24 protein-coding genes and 1 riboswitch are annotated in these 22,569 nt (G+C 38.7%); of the genes, 13 read left to right on the forward strand and 11 right to left on the reverse strand.

Annotated features, from left to right (window positions below):
• Positions 1-5 precede the first annotated feature (5 nt).
• The gene (rlmH, locus tag ABFX33_RS04310) at positions 6-479 is read right to left on the reverse strand and encodes a 23S rRNA (pseudouridine(1915)-N(3))-methyltransferase RlmH (protein ID WP_077435332.1); all 474 of its coding nucleotides are present in this window, start codon (positions 477-479) and stop codon (positions 6-8) included.
• Positions 480-617: 138 nt separating this feature from the next.
• Between rlmH and ABFX33_RS04315 the strand changes: the two genes are divergently transcribed.
• The gene (locus tag ABFX33_RS04315) at positions 618-1,511 is read left to right on the forward strand and encodes a DUF3078 domain-containing protein (protein ID WP_346084480.1); all 894 of its coding nucleotides are present in this window, start codon (positions 618-620) and stop codon (positions 1,509-1,511) included.
• A gap of 128 nt (positions 1,512-1,639) precedes the next feature.
• Here ABFX33_RS04315 and dnaB read toward each other — a convergent pair whose 3' ends face one another.
• A complete protein-coding gene (dnaB, locus tag ABFX33_RS04320) occupies positions 1,640-3,253 on the reverse strand; it encodes a replicative DNA helicase (protein ID WP_120258361.1) in 1,614 nt (537 codons plus the stop codon).
• Positions 3,254-3,667: 414 nt separating this feature from the next.
• Between dnaB and ubiE the strand changes: the two genes are divergently transcribed.
• The 6 genes from ubiE (at position 3,668) to ABFX33_RS04350 (ending at position 8,000) form a co-directional block, all read left to right on the forward strand.
• Positions 3,668-4,408, forward strand: coding sequence for a bifunctional demethylmenaquinone methyltransferase/2-methoxy-6-polyprenyl-1,4-benzoquinol methylase UbiE (gene ubiE, locus ABFX33_RS04325; protein WP_346084482.1), 741 nt, complete (start codon positions 3,668-3,670; stop codon positions 4,406-4,408).
• 87 nt (positions 4,409-4,495) lie between these two features.
• Positions 4,496-5,257 (forward strand): SDR family oxidoreductase, encoded by a 762-nt coding sequence (locus tag ABFX33_RS04330; protein WP_120258362.1) that lies wholly within the window; start codon positions 4,496-4,498, stop codon positions 5,255-5,257.
• A gap of 10 nt (positions 5,258-5,267) precedes the next feature.
• Positions 5,268-5,717, forward strand: a complete 450-nt coding sequence (locus ABFX33_RS04335; protein WP_223578792.1) for a GatB/YqeY domain-containing protein — start codon at positions 5,268-5,270, stop codon at positions 5,715-5,717.
• Between the two features lie 89 nt (positions 5,718-5,806).
• The gene (locus ABFX33_RS04340) at positions 5,807-6,262 is read left to right on the forward strand and encodes a GNAT family N-acetyltransferase (RefSeq protein ID WP_257089322.1); all 456 of its coding nucleotides are present in this window, start codon (positions 5,807-5,809) and stop codon (positions 6,260-6,262) included.
• Positions 6,263-6,271: 9 nt separating this feature from the next.
• Complete coding sequence (locus ABFX33_RS04345; RefSeq protein ID WP_120258365.1) at positions 6,272-6,646, forward strand: DUF423 domain-containing protein; 375 nt, start codon at positions 6,272-6,274, stop codon at positions 6,644-6,646.
• Between the two features lie 6 nt (positions 6,647-6,652).
• Positions 6,653-6,715, forward strand: a riboswitch (Fluoride riboswitch).
• Positions 6,716-6,752: 37 nt separating this feature from the next.
• Positions 6,753-8,000, forward strand: coding sequence for a voltage-gated chloride channel family protein (locus tag ABFX33_RS04350; RefSeq protein ID WP_346084484.1), 1,248 nt, complete (start codon positions 6,753-6,755; stop codon positions 7,998-8,000).
• Between the two features lie 69 nt (positions 8,001-8,069).
• Here ABFX33_RS04350 and mgtE read toward each other — a convergent pair whose 3' ends face one another.
• The 4 genes from mgtE to ABFX33_RS04370 all read right to left on the reverse strand — a co-directional run bounded on the left by mgtE (position 8,070) and on the right by ABFX33_RS04370 (position 11,408).
• A complete protein-coding gene (gene mgtE, locus ABFX33_RS04355; RefSeq protein ID WP_120258367.1) occupies positions 8,070-9,386 on the reverse strand; it encodes a magnesium transporter in 1,317 nt (438 codons plus the stop codon).
• 170 nt (positions 9,387-9,556) lie between these two features.
• Positions 9,557-10,267 carry a dipeptidase PepE gene (gene pepE, locus ABFX33_RS04360; RefSeq protein WP_346084486.1) on the reverse strand — a complete coding sequence of 237 codons (711 nt, stop codon included), beginning with the start codon at positions 10,265-10,267 and terminating at the stop codon, positions 9,557-9,559.
• Between the two features lie 90 nt (positions 10,268-10,357).
• Complete coding sequence (locus ABFX33_RS04365) at positions 10,358-10,534, reverse strand: type II toxin-antitoxin system antitoxin (RefSeq protein WP_120258369.1); 177 nt, start codon at positions 10,532-10,534, stop codon at positions 10,358-10,360.
• A gap of 10 nt (positions 10,535-10,544) precedes the next feature.
• Positions 10,545-11,408 (reverse strand): SPFH domain-containing protein, encoded by an 864-nt coding sequence (locus tag ABFX33_RS04370; protein WP_346084488.1) that lies wholly within the window; start codon positions 11,406-11,408, stop codon positions 10,545-10,547.
• A gap of 97 nt (positions 11,409-11,505) precedes the next feature.
• On the opposite strand from ABFX33_RS04370, the gene ABFX33_RS04375 reads away from it, so the two are divergent.
• The 5 genes from ABFX33_RS04375 to ABFX33_RS04395 all read left to right on the forward strand — a co-directional run bounded on the left by ABFX33_RS04375 (position 11,506) and on the right by ABFX33_RS04395 (position 17,612).
• Positions 11,506-11,988 (forward strand): DNA-deoxyinosine glycosylase, encoded by a 483-nt coding sequence (locus tag ABFX33_RS04375; protein WP_346084490.1) that lies wholly within the window; start codon positions 11,506-11,508, stop codon positions 11,986-11,988.
• A gap of 53 nt (positions 11,989-12,041) precedes the next feature.
• Complete coding sequence (locus ABFX33_RS04380) at positions 12,042-13,220, forward strand: AIR synthase related protein (protein WP_120258372.1); 1,179 nt, start codon at positions 12,042-12,044, stop codon at positions 13,218-13,220.
• Positions 13,221-13,277: 57 nt separating this feature from the next.
• On the forward strand, positions 13,278-13,715 hold the full coding sequence (locus tag ABFX33_RS04385) for an ATP-dependent zinc protease family protein (protein WP_120258373.1): 438 nt from the start codon (positions 13,278-13,280) through the stop codon (positions 13,713-13,715).
• A 59-nt stretch (positions 13,716-13,774) separates the two neighbouring features.
• On the forward strand, positions 13,775-14,710 hold the full coding sequence (gene rimK, locus ABFX33_RS04390) for a 30S ribosomal protein S6--L-glutamate ligase (RefSeq protein WP_346084492.1): 936 nt from the start codon (positions 13,775-13,777) through the stop codon (positions 14,708-14,710).
• Positions 14,711-14,870: 160 nt separating this feature from the next.
• Positions 14,871-17,612 (forward strand): DUF3857 domain-containing protein, encoded by a 2,742-nt coding sequence (locus tag ABFX33_RS04395; RefSeq protein WP_346084493.1) that lies wholly within the window; start codon positions 14,871-14,873, stop codon positions 17,610-17,612.
• 71 nt (positions 17,613-17,683) lie between these two features.
• Here ABFX33_RS04395 and ABFX33_RS04400 read toward each other — a convergent pair whose 3' ends face one another.
• The 5 genes from ABFX33_RS04400 to thrS all read right to left on the reverse strand — a co-directional run bounded on the left by ABFX33_RS04400 (position 17,684) and on the right by thrS (position 21,575).
• Positions 17,684-18,130 (reverse strand): DUF3060 domain-containing protein, encoded by a 447-nt coding sequence (locus ABFX33_RS04400; protein WP_208642462.1) that lies wholly within the window; start codon positions 18,128-18,130, stop codon positions 17,684-17,686.
• A 263-nt stretch (positions 18,131-18,393) separates the two neighbouring features.
• Complete coding sequence (rplT, locus tag ABFX33_RS04405) at positions 18,394-18,738, reverse strand: 50S ribosomal protein L20 (protein WP_046674462.1); 345 nt, start codon at positions 18,736-18,738, stop codon at positions 18,394-18,396.
• A 99-nt stretch (positions 18,739-18,837) separates the two neighbouring features.
• Entirely contained in the window at positions 18,838-19,038 is a 201-nt protein-coding gene (gene rpmI, locus ABFX33_RS04410; protein ID WP_002993964.1) for a 50S ribosomal protein L35, read from the reverse strand.
• A gap of 39 nt (positions 19,039-19,077) precedes the next feature.
• Entirely contained in the window at positions 19,078-19,638 is a 561-nt protein-coding gene (infC, locus tag ABFX33_RS04415; protein WP_120258375.1) for a translation initiation factor IF-3, read from the reverse strand.
• A gap of 11 nt (positions 19,639-19,649) precedes the next feature.
• Positions 19,650-21,575: a threonine--tRNA ligase gene (gene thrS, locus ABFX33_RS04420; protein ID WP_346084495.1), complete on the reverse strand. Its 1,926-nt coding sequence runs from the start codon at positions 21,573-21,575 to the stop codon at positions 19,650-19,652.
• Between the two features lie 343 nt (positions 21,576-21,918).
• Between thrS and ABFX33_RS04425 the strand changes: the two genes are divergently transcribed.
• On the forward strand, positions 21,919-22,542 hold the full coding sequence (locus ABFX33_RS04425; RefSeq protein WP_121121488.1) for a 7-carboxy-7-deazaguanine synthase QueE: 624 nt from the start codon (positions 21,919-21,921) through the stop codon (positions 22,540-22,542).
• Positions 22,543-22,569 lie beyond the last annotated feature (27 nt).

The following is a 22,569-nucleotide window of genomic DNA, read 5'->3' on the forward strand; positions in this document are numbered from 1 at the left end:
CCATATTATTCATGATGATAAGGTTCACCTTTCATAATTGAAAACGCCCGATAGAGTTGTTCTGTAAAAAATAAACGGATCATCTGATGCGAAAATGTCATCTTTGACAAGGACATTTTGGAACTGGCCCGGTCGTAGATCTTTTGATCAAATCCGTAAGGACCGCCGATAATAAACACCATATGTTGCACACTATTGATCATCATTTTCTCCAAATAAGCAGAAAAATCCAACGAGCGAAACTCTTTACCAAACTCATCCAATAGTATGACCATATCCTGTGGCTGCAATTGTTTTAAAATCAATCCGGCTTCTTTGTCTTTCTGCTGCTCCTCAGAAAGGCTTTTGCTATTTTTGATGTCCGGTATCACCACAATATTAAAGTTGACATAGAACTTTAGTCTTTTGATGTATTTGTCGATCCCTTCGATCAAGTATTTATCATCTGTCTTTCCAATACAGAGTAACGTTATTTTCATAGTATCAATCAAGTTCCCAAAGTTCCGATTTTATTTAAAATATACGTAAACAAAAAGCCACAAAACAATAAACAAAGTTATACGTTTAGTTATAGAACATTTATTTTCGCAGCATATGCACAAAAACCAAATTTTAGTATGAAAAAAATTAAATCGATCGTTCTTATTGCCTTAAGTTTAATTAGCTTTCGAAGTTTCAGCCAAGAAACCCCTACAGATACCTCTAAAACATGGACAATCAAAGGTGAAAACACGTTTTTGATCAACCAGAGCTCCTTCTCCAATTGGGCCGCAGGGGGTGTCAATTCATTTTCGGGAAATCTTACCTTAAATTATGATTTCAATTATAAGAAAGATAAATGGTCTTGGGATAATAAAGTATTAGCGGCTTATGGTTTAACTTTCCAAAAGGAATCGGACTGGCGCAAAAATGATGATAGATTAGTATTGAATAGTTTACTGGGACATAAAGCCTCAGAATATTGGCTATATACCTTTTTCCTGAACTTTAACACGCAATTTGCCGATGGGTTTGATTATGCCAAAACTCCGAAAGAGCGTATTTCACGATTCCTAGCTCCGGCATATTTAAGCTTTGGGCCGGGTTTTGCCTACAAGAAATCCGACAACTTAAGGTTTAATCTATCCCCAGCGGCGGTAAGATTTGTTTTTGTTAATGATACGGCCCTTTCCCAAAGATATGGGCTGGATCCGGGTAAAAAAGTGAGAACTGAATTCGGAGCCTCTTTTGATGCTTATTACAAGGTAAACCTCATGGAAAATGTTTCCTTTGAAAATATCTTGAAACTCTATTCTAATTATCTGGATAAACCACAGAATGTTGACATTGACTACACTGCGAATCTCTTCATGAAGGTCAATAAGTTCATAACTGTAAATGCTGGTGTACAGATGATTTACGATGACAATACAGCCATTCCTGTTATCAAAGAAGGAAAAGAAATTGGAAAAAGGAACTCTGCTTTACAGATCAGGCAGATCGTCGGAGCTGGGGTGACTTACAAATTCTAGCCGCTTAAAGTGAAAATATGCAGCAATCCATTAAAGATTGCTACGGTGGTTGATTAAACTTAGGTCAATAAAAAAGCCGAATATGATATTCGGCTTTTTATTTATGGATACTAATGTAAAATTACTGATTAAAAAGGTGCATCGTCAGGCATATCATTCATGCGGGAAGGCATTGTAATGCCTCCGCTAAAGCCTGCTCCACCGAAGTCTTCACCAAAATTTGGTGACGGATTCAACGCTGAGGCAGAAAATGTGGTTGGAGCATCTCCAAAACCATCACCGCCACCCATTCCGGAGAACTCATCTTCAAGATCGACAAATTTAACGAATTTACCTACGAAACGAAGTGGCACAATCCCCGTTTCCCCATTACGGTGCTTGGCGATAATAACTTCACCGACACCGGCTGTTGGACGCCCTTCTTCATCTTCGGTCAAGCCATAGTACTCTGGCCTATACAAGAAAAGTACCATATCGGCATCCTGCTCAATAGATCCGGATTCACGCAAATCCGATAACATCGGTCTTTTACTATTTCCTGGTCTCGACTCCACGGCACGGCTCAACTGCGACAATGCCAGTACTGGAATACTCAGCTCTTTCGCAACAGATTTCAAAGCACGGGAAATACTACCAATTTCTTGCTCACGGTTACCCCCACCCTTGCCCTCAGCTTTACCATGCATCAATTGCAAGTAATCGACAATCACCATCTGGATATCATATTGTGCTTTCAGACGACGGCATTTTGCCCTAAATTCAAATACGTTCAATGCAGGAGTATCATCAATAATGATCGGCGCCTCTGTCAGTCGACCGATACGTGAATGCAATTGTTGCCATTCGTGATCGGCAAGATTTCCTTTTTTCAGCTTCTCTTGTTCAATTTCGGTTTCACCTGCGATAAGACGATTAACTAGCTGAACAGAGGACATCTCCAGCGAGAATACGGCAACAGCCTTACCATGTTCAACAGCAGCATTTCGCGCTACAGACAATACAAACGCCGTTTTACCCATCGCTGGACGAGCGGCGATAATCACTAAGTCAGAAGGTTGCCAACCAGAAGTCATGCGATCTAGTGCAGTTAAACCCGATGGTACACCCGTCAGACCATCTGTACGATCACGCAACATCTCAAGATTGGAAATTGCTTCACGCATAATGTCATCCATCTTACGCGAATCTCTTCTCAAGTTATTTTGTGCAATATCAAACAAACTCTTCTCGGCATGATCCAAGAGATCAAAAATATCCGAGGTCTCATCATAGGAACTATTGATAATCTCAGTAGAAACTTTGATCAGCTCCCTTTGGATATATTTTTGCGAAATAATACGCGCATGGTATTCGATATTAGCAGCAGAGACAACTCGATCGGTGAGCTGCGTGATATAATAAGCTCCCCCCACCATTTCCAGCGCCCCCATTCTACGTAACTCGGAGGTGACCGTCAGGATATCGATAGGCGAAGTCTTTTGAAATAAGCCAAATATAGCTTCAAAAATTTTCTGATGTGATTCTTTATAAAAAGACTCTGGTTTTAAAATATCAATAATCTCGCTCAGTGCATTTTTTTCAAGCATCAATGCGCCCAAAACAGCTTCCTCAAGATCTACTGCCTGGGGCGGTAGCTTACCCAAGCCGCTTACCATGTTGTTTAATTTGGTACGGCGCTCACCATAACTACCTCTTTTGTTATTATCCGTGTTATTCGCTTCAAAATTGCTCTCGTTCATCATGATATTATATCAGAAATATAGCTTCCCAGCTCTTAAATTTAAGACGGGATAACAAATGTATAAAAAATAAAATTCACAAAGATGCTGAATTACAAACAGCATAATTAGTCCGTCAGGCACCAAACGTCAAAACGCTTTGAAGGACACAGTTTTAACGATGCACTTTTCAACATTAGATGTTGAAAACATGTTGAAAATAAAAAACAAGCACTTAAAATCAATACATTAAAAAGTGTTGATAACTTAAAGCATTGTGAATAACCAAAATGATCGAAATTCAAAATGATTGGGTTTAATTCTATTGGGACACCGCTCCAAATCAGCTTTCTTAAAGAGGAAAAGACTTCAGCTTTAAATCAAAAAACAAATCCTATTTTAAGCATTAAAAATATACTTATATTGTATATTTGTAAAATGACGCACGATTCTTCAACATTAAAGCCCTATAAAGATGCCAATGATGGCAAGAAAAAACAGGTAGCGGATATGTTCAACAATATTTCCCATTCCTATGATTTCTTAAACCACTTCATGTCCATGGGGATTGATATTATATGGCGAAAGAAAGCCATTAATGCCCTGAAGTCCATTAAACCTCAGCTCATGTTAGATGTGGCTACCGGAACAGGTGATTTTGCATTGGAATCCATCAAGATATTGAATCCAAAAAAAATAATTGGGGTCGATATCTCTCAAGGAATGCTTGATGTCGCTAAAAAGAAAATCGCAAACAAAGGACTGGAAAATCAATTTGAAGTACAATTAGGCGATTCGGAAAGGCTTCAATTTGAAGACAATACCTTTGACGCTGTTACTGTTGCATTTGGTGTCCGTAACTTTGAAAACTTAGAAAAAGGATTGTCCGACATTTACCGCGTATTGAAACCCGGCGGTAAGGCCGTTATTTTGGAATTTTCGAATCCAAAAAAATTCCCGATAAAGCAGCTCTACAATTTTTACTTCAAATATGTGACACCGACCATTGGAAAATTCTTCTCAAAAGATGCCAGTGCTTACGAATATTTACCGGAATCCGTTGCTCAGTTCCCAGATGGACAGAAATTTGTTGCAATAAATAAAAAAGCTGGCTTTGACCAAACAATTGTGAGACCACAAACATTTGGCATTTGCACGATTTATATTGCGACCAAATAGGTCTATGAAAGACTCTTGGATTGAGTTTTATCAACAGATGAAATTACAGTCAGCAATGAGATTTACTATTTCAACTAGTTAAAAAATATGACAAAGACAGTTTTCATCACAGGAGCAAGTTCAGGTATTGGTCAAGCCTGTGCTGAAGTGTTGGCGAAGGAAGGCTACAACCTTTTGCTTTGTGCCCGTAGACTAAATCGACTGGATATATTGAAGGAAAAATTGAATTCAATCTATCCCCACATCAAAATTCATACGTTTGAATTGGATGTCAGAGATTCAGAACAGGTTCAAAACCAAATAAACGGTTTACCAGAGGAATGGAAAACAATCCATGTATTGATCAATAATGCAGGGCTTAGCCAAGGTCTGGATCCAATCCAGGATGGTGATATCGGTGACTGGGATAGAATGATCGACACCAATGTCAAAGGACTACTTTATGTCAGCAAAGCAGTCATCCCATTAATGGATACCGCAAATGGGGCACATATTGTCAATTTGGGCTCTATTGCAGGCAAAGAAGTATATCCAAATGGTAACGTATACTGCGCAAGCAAACATGCGGTAGATGCACTAACAAAAGCAATGCGTATAGACTTACTTTCCAAAGGTATCAAAGTTACTTCTATCGACCCCGGTATGGTTGAAACAGAATTCTCTGAGGTTCGCTTTCATGGAGACAAAGAAAGAGCAAAAAGCGTGTATACAGGTGTACAGCCCCTGACCGGTACCGACATTGCCGAAACTATTCTTTTCGTCATCACCAGACCAGCTCATGTTAATATCAACGATCTATTAATAATGCCGACAGCACAGGCTACAGGCACGATTGTCAATCGAAAATAATTTAAATATCATGTCATTAGAAACACAAATAAATCAAGACATTAAAGCGGCAATGATTGCAAAAAATACGGCTGCATTGCGTGGATTACGTGCGATTAAAGCAGCTATTCTCCTCGCGAAAACGGAGAAAGGCCATGCAGAAGATCTGAATCAAGAAGCTGAAATTAAAGTTTTACAAAAATTGGTAAAACAAAGACGTGAATCTGCTGAAATCTATAAGACTCAAAATCGTGAGGATCTTTACCAAATCGAGGTAGAAGAAGAAAAAGTGATTGAAGCTTACCTTCCTAAACAAATGAGCAAAGAGGAAGTAGAGGCTGTTATCAAAGCGATCATCGCTGAGACGGGCGCTTCATCCATTAAAGAAATGGGAAAAGTAATGGGTGCTGCCAATCAAAAATTAGCGGGACAAGCTGACGGAAAAACAATTTCCGAAGTTGTAAAAAGCCTATTGGCATAATTTTCCCTTTTAATAACACAAATTGAGTTACCGATCATCCACTGAAACAGATTGATCAGTAACTCAATTTCCTCTCTTAATTCGCTATCATGCAATATAATTGGAAACTTAAGAATTTTGAAGAGCTAACAAACCGTGAATTGTACCGTATTTTAAAATTACGTACAGAGGTTTTTGTAGTGGAACAGGAGTGTCTATATCCTGAACTGGATGATAAAGATTACCTCTGTCTCCATCTTTGGGCCGAGCAGGATGGAGAAATTGTCGCTTACACCCGTTTAGTCCCAGCTGGAATTTCATATCTACAACCTTCCATCGGACGTGTTATTGTTGTAAAAGAAGCCCGAGGAACAGGCCTAAGTCAACTCCTTATGCATAAATCTATTGAAGCTACTTTAGACGCTTTTGGACCTCAGGATATTCAAATCGGTGCGCAATTTCACTTAAAGTCATTCTATGAGAAGTTAGGATTTGAGCAAAACTCTGAACCCTATCCGGATTACGGAATCCTGCACATTGACATGACTAAATCTATTATCAAATAGACCATCTATATGAATAACATTGTAATCATTACTGCTGCCCTATTAGGCGCGTTGGCAATTATACTTGGAGCCTTCGGGGCGCACGCATTCAAAAAAATTCTATCGCCCGAAAAATTGGATTCTTTTGAAGTGGGTGTTCGCTATCAAATGTATGCAGCGATCACCTTATTGATTCTTGGGCTAAACCTATCCTTTGAATATCAATCTGAAAGAGTTGCCTATTATTTAATTACATCGGGTACCCTTTTGTTTTCCTTAAGTATTTATTTTCTTTCCTTTGCAGAATACTGGAAAAAAAATCTAAAATTTCTTGGACCAATCACTCCTCTAGGGGGATTATTGATGATCCTCGGCTGGATTGCAATTATCATTCGTTTTTTATAACTTTGTCTAACATATGGCAATGATGTCTGCCCTGAACCGCCTTAATAAGCTGATGACGTCTACTTTTTAGTATAAAAACAACAAATTTTATATAGAGTGTAGACTTATGGCTATCAGAATTTCAAATCAACCACCTCAAATTAATCTCCGTTTTATTGCTAAATGGCTTATTACTTGTTGTATAATAGGCTTTAGTGTTGGATCAATCTGTGCATTTTTTCTTTTTTCGCTGAATTGGGTCACACAATATAGAGAAAACAATTCTTGGATAATCTATGGATTACCATTTGCAGGTTTGGTTATTGCCCTATCCTATCAGCGCTGGGGCAACCCGTCAAGCAAAGGGAATAATCTCCTAATCGAAGAGTATCTTCGTCCACAACGCAGGATACCGCTTGTTATGGCACCACTTGTGCTGTTCGGAACTTTACTTACCCACCTATTTGGCGGGTCAGCCGGACGTGAAGGAACGGCAGTTCAGATCGGCGGAGCAATAGCCGATCAGCTCAACCGTTGGTTTGATTTCGACAAAACCGAACGACGCATCCTGATATCTATCGGTATTACTGCGGGTTTTGCTGCCGTCTTTGGCACACCACTAGCCGGTACGATCTTCGGCCTTGAGGTCCTGCTCATTGGTAAAAAAAGATATTTTGGTATCCTCCCCTGCCTTCTCACAGCCTATATCGCAAATTTTAGCTGTCAATTATGGCATGTACCGCACACACATTACCCAATACATGAAATGATTCCTGCGCTTTCTTTAAGCAATATTGGGTTGAGTTTGATTGCTGGAATTTTATTTGGCTTGGCAGCCTGGTTGTTCACCCTCACCGGAGACTTCTTCAGTGCTCAATTTAAAAAGATCAAATCCCCTCTGCTCAGACCTGTTATCGGTGGCATCATCATCGTGATTACGGTGGTATTGCTAAAAAGTACAAAATATATCGGCTTAGGTATTCCAATGATTCAGGAGGCTTTCAATAATCCCTCGGATTATTATGATTTCTTAATCAAATTGATCTTAACCACATTTACCCTTTCTGCCGGTTTTAAAGGCGGAGAAGTGACCCCTTTATTTTTTATTGGGGCGACTCTTGGCAGTGCACTCAGCGGCTTTATCCCACTCCCGCTTGGATTATTGGCTGCGATGGGCTTTGTTGCCGTATTCTCTGGCGCTACAAATACACCCTTAGCTTGCATCATTATGGGCTATGAACTTTTCGGCTTCCAACCTGTTGTTTTTATAGCAATTGCTTGCATAACCGCATTTATATTCTCCGGAAAAAAAGGAATTTATATTGCCCAGAAAGGTGGAATTAAAGAAAAATTGTATCGAAAATTGAATTTGTAATTCCGTCAATAAAAAAGCATAAAACCAAGCTGTTGTTTTATGCTTTTTTCTATATTTTTTCTGAAAGGCTTACAATAATTTACCTTGCAAAAAGAATGCTGCAACGGTAAAATAAATAATCAATCCCGAAACGTCCACTAACGTTGCTACGAAGGGCGCTGATGCCGTGGCTGGATCCAATCCAAATCGACGCAAGATAAATGGAATAAATGAACCAGACAGCGTACCCCACAACACGATAAACACCAAAGACACTGCTACTGTAAGACCTATGGCAATCCAATACGGACCGTAGTCATACAGACCAAGAAAATGCCAGGCCAGTATCCGTAGGAAACCAATAGTACCTAATATCCCGCCCAAAATCAATCCGGAAGAAACTTCCCTTTTCATCACATACCACCAATCTTTGAGTTTCAATTCGCCCAGAGCCATGGCACGAATAATAAGTGATGCTGCCTGTGAACCGGAATTTCCACCACTGGAAATAATTAGAGGAACAAACAATGCCAATACAACTGCCTTTTCCAGTTCTCCTTCAAAAAAGCCCATGGCTGACGCCGTAAGCATCTCACTGAAAAACAATATAATAAGCCATCCCGCCCGTTTTTGTACTAACTGAAGTAATGGGGTCTTTGTATATGCCAAATCCAATTCCTCCATACCCCCAAATCGTTGAATATCTTCGGTGTCACGATCTTCGATCCGGTCTAATACATCGTCAAATGTCACAATTCCGACCAATACACCAGCTTCGGTAACAATCGGTAAGGCACTTCGATCGTATTTCTGGAAAATTTCGAAGGCTTCCTCCATGGGTGTGGAGGCTTTAATAGCCGCAAAATTATAATCGATTAAGTCCGAAATCTTTGTAGATCCATCAGACAATAGTAGCTGACCGATTTTCAAATCGTCAATCAACACATTTTTCTCGTCAACGACATAAATGAAATTGAGTGTTTCCGCTTTTCTTCCAAAGACTTTAATATGCCGAAAGACATCATCCACAGTATAATAAGGACGTACCTGTACATACATTGGTGTCATTAGTCGGGCAATACTATCCTCTTTATATCCGATCAGCTCCAGGGCCATCTGCTTTTCACGTTCATTTAAGAGATTAATCAAATATTTGATTAGATCATCTGGCAATTCAGAAAGCAATTCGTTTCGCGTATCCGGTTTTAGATTATTCAGCAATTCGGACAACTCCTGCTCGGTCATTGATTTAATCAATGTATATTGGACATCTACTTCCAAAAAAGAAAAGATTTCCAATCTATCCTCTAATGGATAGTCCATAAAATATTGATGTTGCTCACCTTTATTTAGACGCGATATTTCTTCCGCAATATCGGCCGGGTGTAATGCTGAATTTTGTTCCATTGGAAGAAAGTTTTAATGGATTTAGCGCAAAAGTACCTTATTTTGTATGATATCCAATCATCTACAAAAGTATTTTTTAACGAAGAAAGACCCAATATTTATTTAAATAGACAGCAACCTGCTTTTACTTTATTATTAAGCTACAAAAAGAGTGCAGATTTTACAAAATCTTAAAAATTAATTAATCCAGGATCAAGTTCAACAGCGTCCATATTTGGTCTGAATAATCGGGCAGTCAACGTTCCTTCAAGTTCTATCTCACCTTGACTTACCTTAAGCCAGCTCCCTTCCCGAAGTCCGACGACAGGTTGCGAATTAAGTTGATGAAACTCCTGGATACGGGTTTCACGGGTTTCTCCTTTATGTGTCGAGTTCATATCCGGATCCAAAAAATGTGGATTAATATTAAAAGGTAAAAATCCCAAGGCATCAAAACTAGGTGGATAAACAATAGGCATATCGTTCGTTGTACCAATGGTCAATCCTGTCAGATTAGATCCAGCGGAAGTACCTACATAGGGAATTCCTTTCCCTACCTGTACGCGTAGTTGATGCACAAGATCCAGATCATACAAGGTCTTCAACAACAAGAATGTATTTCCGCCACCAACAAAAATTGCTTTTGCCTCCTGGATGGCCTTTTTCTTGTTCTCAAATTCATGTAATCCGGTTACCTTTATATTCTTATCGTTGAGAGCCTCCTGAACTTTCGCCGTATACGCATCAAAAGAAATTCCGGATGGTCGCGCAAAAGGAACAAATAGCAGCTCATCAGATGCAATAAACTTTACAAAATCCTCTTTAATATATTCCAGGAATTCACTACCATGGATAGTACTTGTGCTTACGACCAATAAATTATAAATTGGATTGATCACCATATCTTATTACTTAAATATTACTTAACAAAAAAATGTACCTTTGGCTTCGTTATAAATGAAGCCAAAGGTACATTTTTAGTTTTTGATTCTTTATTTTTTATCTGCAGACTTTTTCTCCGCACTCAATCTTTTATTTTCTTGCAGCGCTTTATGTAAAAGATATTCTATCTGCCCGTTAACACTCCTAAACTCATCCGCAGCCCATTTTTCCAATGCTTTGTACATTTGGTCATCGAGCCGCAACATAAAGTTCTTTTTATCTGCCATTTTATTCAGTTTATTGATACAAAGTACCGGTATTTACTATTGGGGTTGCTGCCTTTTCTCCACAAAGTACAACCATAAGGTTACTTACCATAGCTGCCTTTTTCTCATTGTCCAATTCTACTATATCTTTTTCGGACAATTTTTTTAGTGCCATTTCAACCATTCCTACGGCACCATCGACAATCTTAGAACGTGCAGCAACAATCGCTGCAGCTTGTTGCCTTTGTAGCATCGCCCCAGCGATTTCAGATGCATAAGCTAAATGACTAATTCTAGCCTCTTTAATAATAACTCCTGCAGGTGCAAGACGATCTGAAAGCTCCTGCTCAAGGATATGGTTAACGGTATCCCCGCCTTCGCGCAAAGTGATCTCAGCCCCCTCATCCTCAAGGTTATCATAAGGAAAACTTCCCGCAAGATGCCGTACTGCTGCTTCGCTCTGTGTACGTACATAGGAAGTATAGTTACTTACATCGTAAGCAGCTTTATAGGTATCCCCTACCTGCCATACAATGACCGCGCCTATCTCGATCGGATTTCCCATCTTATCATTTACTTTCAGCGTTTGCCCCTGTAAGTTGTCTGAACGCAGACTGATCTTGATGGTAGAATATAGCGGATTGACGAAAAATAAACCGTTTTCTTTGACCGTCCCCACGTATTTACCAAAGAAATTCAAAACACGCGAATGATTTGGATTAATAATCATCAATCCCTTCAGAATAAAAAATGTTCCGATCATCAAGGCTACGCCAAGTACAACATAAAGCGAACTCGTATCGATATTGGCAAACGAAAATATGGCAGCTATAAAAGAAGCTACCGCAATTAACAGGGCTAAATAGCCCGACATAGGTTTAATTAACTTTTCCATAATTTATTAATATATATTTGATATCATTTTAATATCATAAATATAGCAAAAAATATTTCATATTTCAAAGCCAAAATTTTTATTATTATTTTTGATTATGCTCAAACGGTCTTTTTTACCTCTTGTGAATGCAAACACAAAAACACTCATCCTGGGATCTCTGCCCGGGGACAAATCATTGGAGCAAAATGAATATTATGCACATCCGCAAAATCGCTTTTGGAAAGTCATCCGGCATTTATATAACAGCCCAAATGCGACAAACTATGCTGACAAAGTAAACCTGCTAGTAGACAATGGCATTGGCCTTTGGGATGTATGTGCGGAAGCTTCTCGTCCCGGCAGCATGGATTTAGCCATTAAAGATGAAAGTCCCAATCCAATTATAGCTCTGCTTGAGGCAAATCCTGCAATCAAACTGGTCGTTTTTAATGGACAGAAGGCCCATAATTTATACGTAAAGTATTTTGAAAAAAAGGAAAACGTAACTTATATATGTCTCCCCAGCACAAGCCCTGCAAATGCAAAAACAAACCTCGAGAAACTCATCGTGCATTGGCGAGCGATCATAAGTGATTAAATTACATAAATAAGGTTCGTTAATTCAGCGCTATTGCTTATTTTTGCGCTAAGATGTCAGATTTAAAATACAATCAACGAGGTGTATCCGCTGGAAAAGAGGATGTACACAATGCGATAAAAAATATCGACAAGGGTCTGTTTCCCAAAGCATTCTGTAAAATCATTCCAGATATTTTGGGTGGAGATCAGGACTGGTGCAATATTATGCATGCTGATGGTGCTGGCACCAAATCTTCCCTAGCCTATGTCTATTGGAAAGAAACAGGAGATATTTCGGTTTGGAAAGGTATTGCACAGGATGCAATTATCATGAATATTGACGATTTACTCTGTGTTGGAGCAACCGATAATATCCTACTATCATCCACAATCGGAAGGAATAAAAATCTTATTCCAGGAGAAGTCATTGCAGAAATCATTAACGGTACGGAAGAAATATTGTCTGAACTTCGTGATTTAGGTATCGGTATTTATTCAACTGGTGGTGAAACTGCTGACGTTGGTGATCTGGTACGTACAATAATTGTCGATAGCACAGTGACATGTCGTATGAAACGTGAAGATGTCATTTCAAATCACAAAATCAAAGGGGGCAATGTAATTGTCGGTTTGGCATCCAATGGAAAAGCAAACTATGAGAAAGCCTATAATGGCGGGATGGGTTCCAATGGTTTGACCTCTGCACGTCATGACGTTTTTAACAAAAAAGTAGCAGAGAAATATCCAGAAGCATATGACCCAGCAGTTCCATACGAACTTGTTTTTGCAGGAAGCCAAGACTTAACCAATGACATCGTAGTTGAAACGGGCGAAAAAGTGACAGCGGGTAAACTTGTACTTTCAGCTACGCGTACCTACGCTCCAATCATTAAAAATATATTAGATAAATACCGTTCTCAAATTGATGGAATGGTACATTGTTCGGGTGGAGCGCAAACTAAGGTACTTCACTTCGTTGACAATGTACATATTATTAAAGACAATCTTTTCCCGATCCCGCCGCTCTTCGAATTGATACAGAAAGAATCGAATACAGATTGGAAAGAGATGTATAAGGTATTTAATATGGGACACCGTATGGAATTATATGTACCTGAAGCCATTGCTGCGGACATTATTGCTATTTCCGAGTCGTTCGGCGTTCCCGCGCAAATTATCGGTCGTGTGGAAGAGGCAACTTCTAAAAAAGTAACGATTACATCTCCTTTTGGAGAATTTATTTACGAATAAATAGGAATGCACCAATTTCTATTGAAGAGATTGGTGCCTCTATTCCATTTGGTTTAAATGAAAGAAAAACTTCTTGTGGGTTGGAAAGAGACCCTAGATTTACCTGAATTAGGAATATTTGGCATAGAAGCAAAAATCGATACCGGTGCTGCTTCATCTGTTTTGCACTGTAATTCCTATAAAATCGTTAATGAAGATGGCCAGGACTGGATTCTCTGTGAACTCATTACCAATTTCGAGACAGAAGAAACCAAAGTTCTAAAATTAAGACTTTACAAAACTAAACTGGTTAAAAGTTCATTTGGTCAGGAGGAAAAGCGTTATTACATCCGAACCACAGCGAAGCTTTATGATCAGGTTTTCAGTATCAAGATTTCATTTCGAAATCGCTCCAAAATGACTTATCCGATGCTTTTAGGAAAGAATTTTCTATATCGCAGATTTTTGGTCGACGTTTCCAAAGAAAATCTCTCCTTGAAGTCCCCGTCAAAATAAAAACAAATAGCAAAGCTATTTTGTTATATTAGCACAAAAATATATTCAATATACAAACCGTGAAAATTGCCGTATTATCGACAGTAAAGAGTTTATACTCAACTCGTCGTCTCGTAGAAGCTGCCCAACAAAGAGGACACGAATGTGTTGTCATAGATCACAGTAAGTGTTACGTTGGCATTCAACAAGGTAAACCCAGTATTCATTACAAAGGACAAGATCTTAGTGGTATTGACGCTATTATTCCCCGAATAGGCGCTTCGGTCACCTTTTATGGTTCAGCTATTGTTAGACAATTTGAGGTGATGGATGTTATTTCCGCAAATCCAAGTCAAGCGATTACCAGATCCAGAGATAAATTGAGATGTCTGCAGATCTTGTCCGGTGCAGGTATTGGACTTCCGATTACGGGCTTTGCTCGTACAGCATCCGATGTTGATGATCTAATCAGTATGGTCGGCGGCGCTCCATTGGTGATCAAACTATTGGAAGGTACGCAAGGGATTGGTGTTGTTTTAGCAGAAACTAAGAAAGCAGCTTCATCTGTTATAGAAGCGTTCTACGGCCTCGGAAATAATATTTTGATCCAAGAGTTCATCAAAGAGTCGAAAGGCTCTGATATCCGAGCTTTTGTGGTCGACGGGAAAGTTGTGGGGGCGATGAAACGTACGGCTAAGGAAGGTGAATTTCGCTCCAACATACACCGCGGTGGTACAGCGCAGGTCATACGCCTAAGTAAGGCAGAAAGAGAAACTGCAATTGCTGCTGCAGCCCAATTGGGACTTACGGTTTGTGGTGTGGATATGATTCCTTCAGACCGGGGACCGCTGGTACTAGAGGTGAATTCCTCCCCTGGACTGGAAGGTATAGAAAAAGCCACGAAAAAGGACATTGCTTCTGAAATCATTCAATACCTTGAAAGACAGCATGAAATGAAACAGGCACAAATGCCTAAAGTGGTGAAGAAAAAGAAAAAAAGAGAGAGTAAACTATAATATCTCCGGATTGAAAGATAAAAGGGTTGCCTGTGTACACAGGCAACCCTTTTATCTTTTTAGACAGCCAGATTTTTACTCCATAAAGATTATTAATGATCCTTAAATTAAGCTACAGTTACGTCCAAATTTTACTTATCTTAGGTTAAATTATTAATTGATGAAAAGATTTAGCCATCTTCTATTAGCTTTTGCACTCGTACTAGCTGCATGCTCTTGGTCATTAGCCCAAACATCCATTCAAAAAACAGCATCACCAAGTTGGCTTCGGTCCGCCACAAAAAAGCCCATAAAACCAAATTTGGATGATATTAGTGATGGGTATTACTATGAATTAATCGAGCATCAAATAAACTTAGGGAGCCAAACAAAATATTATAAGGACATAAAAGTATTATTTGATCAAAGTGGAATCGAAAATCTGGGACAAGTTCAGGTAACTTTTGATCCGCATTTCCAAAAACTTCAATTACATGAGTTGAAGATCATTCGTAACGGGAAAGATATTAACTTATTACCGCAAGCAAAATTCAAGCTCCTCGCATCCGAAACGGAACTTTCGAGATCTATCTACAATGGAAGTCAGATGGCCCATTGTGTCCTGGAGGATTTGCGTAAAGACGACAAGATTGTATTTGCTTATTCAATAATTGGTGCAAACCCTGTATTTGAAAATAAATTTTTCGACACCTATTATTTACGCGGCTATGAGCCTACCGGCTTGGTTCATCTCAATTATATTGTCCCTCAAGGTCGTAAACTTCAATTCAAAAGTTTCAATGGCGCTCCAGAAGTACAACAACAATCCGCGGGAAATACAACCAATTTCTTTTGGGAACTGACCGAAGATAAAACAGTACAATACGAAAATTATAGTCCGGCTTGGTATAGCCCTTTAAAATATATCCAGTGTTCAGAATTCAATACTTGGCTGGAGGTAGATCAATGGAATAATAGGATCAATCCCATCCCACAGATTGCTCCGTCAAGCGCACTTCAAACTTTCGTTAATCAACTATGGAAAGAGTCAAATGGACAGCCCTATGTGTACCTAAAAAAGGCCTGTGACTTCGTACAAAACGAAATACGGTATATGGGTATTGAGATGGGCGAATATTCACACCGGGCGAATGTACCGGAAAAAGTGTTTTCGCAGCGCTACGGCGATTGCAAAGATAAATCAATGCTGCTGGCGACAATACTTAAAAACAAGAACATTGGCGTAGGACTGGTATTAGCCAATACCTATAAAGACCGCGGGCTACAAGAAGAACTCCCATCGCCCTATGCTTTCAACCACATGGTTATTGAGGTGAATGTTGACGGACGTTACCAATATATAGATCCAACCATCACCAATCAAGGTGGAGATATCAAAAACAGATATTTCCCTGCCTATGGGAAAGTACTCTCAGCGATGGGTAAAGGGAAACTGACAGATGTACCACAGAATATTACCGGAAATATTAAAGTCAGGGAAACATTGACACTTGAAGGCAAATCCGAAGCTACCCTTGATGTACAAACTATCTATCTCGGCAACGAAGCAGAAAATATGCGGACTTATTTTCAAAGTAGTGCCAAAAATGATATACAGAAGCAATACCTGGAGTACTATGCGAAAATCTATCCCAAAATCAATAAAATCACCAATGTCCAATACAAAGATGATATTGTAAACAATCGTGTGGAGATCATTGAAAAATACAAAATAAAAAATATCGGAAAAGCAGAAAACGGATCTTCTAGAAAATATATTTCCATGTTGGGCACAAATATCAACGACAAGCTGCCCGAAATTATGGAAGATCGTATAGCTCCACTAAACCTGCCTTTCCCTAATGATATCGAATATGAAATCTATGTGGTTAACAAGGGAAAGAAACTATTTGGCAACCATAGAGAAAACAGTTTTTTCGACCGTAATGCCTATGTATTCGGTAAAACATTGGAGATAAATCCAGATAGTATTAAAATTGCGTATACCTTAGGTTTTCATGAACCATTTGTTGAACAAAAAGATCTGAAACAGTATTATACGGATTTTGCTGATCGGGACAATATCTTTTTCAATGGTTTCTATCTTGATGCTGACGGATATGCGACAGATGGAATAACGAACTTGGGTACACCTGCATCATCGAAGGAGATCAATTGGTTCACCCTACTTTTATTCATCGTCTCTGTACCGACTGTGATCTGGTATATTGTTAAAAAGTATAACAAGAGCAAACCTATTATCATCAAACCCTATGATGAGGTTTATTACGATCAAATAGGCGGATGGATGATCGTACTCCTTATTGTGTTATTTATCAATATATTGACTTTATCTGGCATATTTTTCTTCCAGCAGTCCTTTTTTAATTTAAACACCTGGCAAGCAGTTGATCAGGTAGCTGGAATTTCATCCTTTTCATATAAAATTCTACTGCTGGTAGAAATGATCGGTAATGTATTGATACTTGCTGGTTTAATTTATAGCGCTATTCTACTGATCAAAAAAAGGGATATATTTGCCCAGACCTTCTTTATCGTCGCTCTATTTATGGCCATATTCTGTACAATGGATGGAATTGCATATTATTTTATTTTCAACGGATATTTAGATAAAACAGAAGACCTATTCACGACCTACAAAGATAATATTAGAGCCATCCTCTTTTTCTGTATCTGGGGAACTTACGCATATAACTCCGAACGTATCAAAGGGACCTGTCTTCGAACATATCACGATGACAATCATATGCAGCGAGCTGTTACTCCGCATCCTTTTGATCAGGATTTCTTAGAGCCCTATCCCATACAAGAACAAAATACGCAAACTGTATCTGGAGAATATAAAACACAAAAAGACGAAATAGATCGGGAGCGGCCCGATGATAATCAAGCTAAAAACTAAATACTATTTCTAAATAAAAAAGGGTTTTGCATGATATCATGCAAAACCCTTTTTTATGGGCGCCTTTTCAGCTATTTCATCTTCATTACCATATTATCAGCTCCTTCGGTAGATACCTTTACTTGGCCAGATTTGTTTTTAGTTGACTTGTAGTGAACATGGTTTTTAACACCTTCAATTTGCACTGTCTCCAAAGAGCCAATATTAACCATATTGTCTGCGCCCTCAATTGTAACAGTTGACACGTCGTTTCCCGTTACTGTATTACCTTTACCCTCAATAATAACTTTACTAACATTACCACGTATCACAACCTTATTATCGGCGCCTTCTATTTGGATTGTCTCTCCTCCCTTGGCCTCTATTGTCCGGGTGTTACCCACTCCCTCAATTGATATAACTTTTCCTTGTTGATCAGATACAGCTTTTATTGGAGCTTTGTAACCTGGCCCCTTAGCCATAACCATACCTCCTAATAAAAGAAGTGAAAATCCAAATGCGATAGTTCTTGTTTTCATAATTGTATGTTTTTAGCTCATTCTACAAAAATCAAACCTAATATTGAGCGTAAATGGCTGTTACTTATAGTTTGATAATTTCAGTTGTTCAGAGGGGCTATAAGGCTTTTTCCAAATAAAATACGCCGAGCAGTTCCCCGCTATACATACAAACACCGTCCCAAAAAGACTACAGTAATCTCAGCGGTAACAAATGATAACAAAAAAAGGAGCCTTTTAGGCTCCTTTAATATCTCTAACAAATTGATAACGGATTAAAAACTCTATTTTACTGCGTCTACAACTGCTTTGAAAGCTTCTGGGTTATTTAAAGCTAAATCAGCTAAAACCTTACGGTTCAAGCCAATGTTTTTAGCGTTTAATTTACCGATCAATTGGGAATAAGAAATTCCGTGTTGACGAGCTCCAGCGTTGATACGTTGAATCCATAAAGCTCTAAACTCGCGTTTTTTGGTTTTACGATCGCGGTAAGCGTATTGTAAACCTTTTTCTACTGTATTTTTAGCAATAGTATAAACTTTGCTACGTGATCCAAAGTAACCTTTTGCAAGGCCTAGGATTTTTTTGCGTCTTCTTCTTGAAGCTACTGCGTTAACCGAACGTGGCATATTTTTAAAATTAGTTTGGTAAAAGGTGCCATGTATTTCAATGAACTTACGACCCTGTACCCGGTTAAAAAATTATTATTAAATAAAATCGAATAAAACTTATTTACCGATAGCAAGCATACGTTTTACGTTGCCCATGTCGCCATCAGATACATAACTTGTTTGTGTTAAGTTACGTTTACGTTTTGTGCTCTTTTTTGTCAAGATGTGGCTTTTGAAAGCGTTTTTTCTTGCAATTTTACCTGTTCCAGTCAATTTGAAACGTTTCTTTGCGCTGGAATTGGTTTTAACTTTTGGCATAATACTTATAAATTTTATATCAATCTGTTAGAATTCTTATTATTTTTTAGGAGCCTTTGGAGCTACTGTTAAAAACATACGTTTCCCTTCCAATTTTGGTAAAAGTTCTACTTTACCGTAATCTTCTAGTGCCTGAGCGAAGCGTAACAACAAGATCTCACCTTGATCTTTGTGTACGATAGCACGACCTTTGAAGTGTACGTATGCACGCACTTTCTCACCACTTTCAAGAAACTTAATCGCATGTTTCAATTTGAAATCAAAATCATGTTCACCAGAGTTAGGTCCGAAACGAATTTCTTTGATAACAGTCTGTTTTGCATTAGCTTTGATTTCCTTTTGTTTCTTCTTCTGTTCGTAAACAAACTTACTGTAGTCGATAATCTTACAAACCGGCGGTACAGCATTTGGCGAAATCTCCACTAAATCAAGTTCCAACTCATCAGCCAACTCTAACGCTTTGCGCGTAGGGAAAACTCCTTGTTCCACATTATCTCCTACCAAACGTACCTCAGGTACCTTGATTAACTCATTAATGCGGTGATCTGGTTCTTTCTTTCTCATTGGTGGTCTTGGACCACCGGGTCTTTTTAATGCCAAATGTTTAAAAATTAAACGGTTATTTCCTTAATTAATATATCTCTAAATTCGTCAGCAGTCATAGTACCTAATTCTACTGAGCCATGTTTACGTACAGAAACTGTGCCATTTTCCACCTCTTTTTCCCCTACAATTAACATATAAGGAAGCTTTTTCACTTCGGCGTCTCTGATTTTTCTGCCCACCTTCTCGTCACGTAAGTCTATCAGTCCGCGAATATCGGAATTATTTAGCGAATTCAAAACATTTTGCGCATATTCTTCGTATTTTTCTGACACTGGTAAGACGATAAATTGCTCAGGCGCAAGCCATAACGGAAATTGTCCAGCACAATGCTCGATCAAGACGGCCACAAAACGTTCCAACGATCCAAATGGTGCACGGTGAATCATCACTGGACGATGTTTCATATTGTCACTTCCAGTATACTCTAATTCAAAACGTTCTGGTAAATTGTAATCAACCTGAATAGTACCCAACTGCCATTTACGTCCCAAGGCATCTTTTACCATGAAATCCAGTTTTGGTCCATAGAAAGCCGCTTCACCATATTCCACAACTGTCGGCAAACCTTTTTCTTCAGCGGCCTCAATAATTGCAGATTCGGCCAAAGCCCAATTTTCATCGGTTCCGATATATTTGGTACGGTTTTCAGGATCACGCAACGATACCTGTGCAGTATAGTCATTAAATCCTAAAGCACCAAATACATAAAGAACTAGGTCAATTACTTTTTTAAACTCATCTTTTACCTGATCCGGACGACAGAACAAGTGTGCATCATCTTGAGTAAACCCACGCACACGAGTTAAACCATGCAACTCACCCGATTGCTCGTAACGATATACAGTACCAAATTCAGAAAAACGAACAGGTAAATCTTTATACGAACGTGGTTTCACTTTGTAGATCTCACAGTGATGTGGACAATTCATCGGTTTCAACAAAAACTCTTCACCTTCGATAGGTGTTTTGATTGGTTGAAACGAATCTGCACCATATTTTTCGTAGTGACCTGAAGTCACATACAGTTGCTTATGACCAATGTGTGGAGTGACTACAGGTTCATATCCCGAGTTCAATTGCGCTTTTTGTAAGAAATCCACCAGTTTTTGACGCAGCGCAGCCCCTTTTGGTAACCATAAAGGCAATCCTGCACCAACTTTTTCTGAAAATGCAAAAAGCTCTAGTTCTTTACCTAACTTACGGTGGTCACGTTTTTTTGCTTCTTCGATGAACTTCAAATATTCAGTGAGCTCCGATGCTTTCGGAAAAGTTACCCCATAGATACGTGTTAACTGTTTACGTGATTCATCACCTCGCCAATACGCACCAGCGACGTTAGTTAATTTTATGGCTTTAATAAACCCTGTGTTTGGAATATGAGGACCACGGCACAAATCTGTAAATTCCCCTTGGGTATAGAATGTAATCTTTCCATCCTCCAAATCTTTAATCAGATCAAGCTTATACTCATCTCCTTTTTCGGTAAAATACGCTAAGGCATCTGACTTCGAAACAGCTTTACGCTCAAAAGTTTCTTTACGTTTGGCAAGTTCCAACATCTTGTCTTCAATGGCCTTAAAGTCATCCGAAGAAAATTCACGGTCGCCAAAATCAACGTCATAGTAAAATCCGGTTTCAATAGCCGGACCAATACCGAATTTAATCCCTGGATACAAAGCTTCCAAAGCCTCAGCCAGTAAGTGAGCCGAAGAATGCCAAAAAGTAGATTTTCCTTTTGTATCATTCCAGGTTAACAACTTAACACTAGCATCTTCTTCAATAGCACGGGCAGAATCCCATACCTCACCATTCACCTCAGCCGCAAGAACATTTCTCGCTAGCCCTTCAGAAATTGATAAAGCAATTTCTGCTGCAGTGATTCCTTTTTGATATTCTCTAACGGAACCATCAGGTAGTGTAATTTTAATCATTTACAACTATGATTTTTTATATTGTTAAAAAATAGAAAACACAAAACAACATGTACAATTATGTTATTACACTTATGTTTTCAATAAATAAATTGTGAAACAAATTTAGCAAAAATTCTGGTAATAAACAGTTTTTTTATGATCTCTTACCCCTTTTGAACAATCCTCCCCTTTTTATGGCCAAGTTTATTTTTTAAACAAAACACCTATATGATGCTCATGAAACCTGAGATCGTCATTAATTTTTCAACCCAATAAAAATGACACGAATTCTACTGAAAACAACAAGAGAAATTGAGCATATCATTAATATTTGCTACTTTTGCAGACTCAAATTTTAACTATGTCGAATCAAGTACCAGAAGACGGAACACGATTACCTTTGATGGAAGAATTTTACACCATTCAAGGAGAAGGTTACCACACCGGGACTGCTGCTTATTTCATCAGATTAGGTGGTTGCGATGTTGGCTGCCATTGGTGCGATGTAAAAGAAAGCTGGGATGCATCTATCCATCCACTTACAGCTGCAGATTCAATTATTGAAAATGCAAAAAAATATCCTGCTAAAACAGTTGTTATCACAGGAGGTGAACCTCTTATCTATAATCTGGATTACCTCACAAAAGGTCTCCACGCTGCGGGCATAAAAACTTTTATTGAAACATCAGGCGCTTATCCTTTAAGTGGAGAATGGGATTGGATATGTCTGTCTCCCAAAAAATTCAAAGCCCCAAGAAAAGACGTCCTCGATGCCGCAGGTGAGCTCAAAGTTATTGTTTTCAATAAAAGCGATTTTGCCTGGGGAGAAGAATATGCACAATTAGTTGGACCAAATTGCAGATTATACCTTCAGCCCGAATGGTCAAAATCCAAAGAAATGACCCCGTCTATTATTGACTATGTCAAGGAGAACCCGAAATGGGATATCTCCCTACAGACACACAAATTTCTAAATATTCCGTAACCAGAATATAAAAATAATCAAAGCAAA

The organism is Sphingobacterium ginsenosidimutans, assembly GCF_039536865.1.
Taxonomy (GTDB): Bacteria; Bacteroidota; Bacteroidia; order Sphingobacteriales; family Sphingobacteriaceae; genus Sphingobacterium; species Sphingobacterium detergens.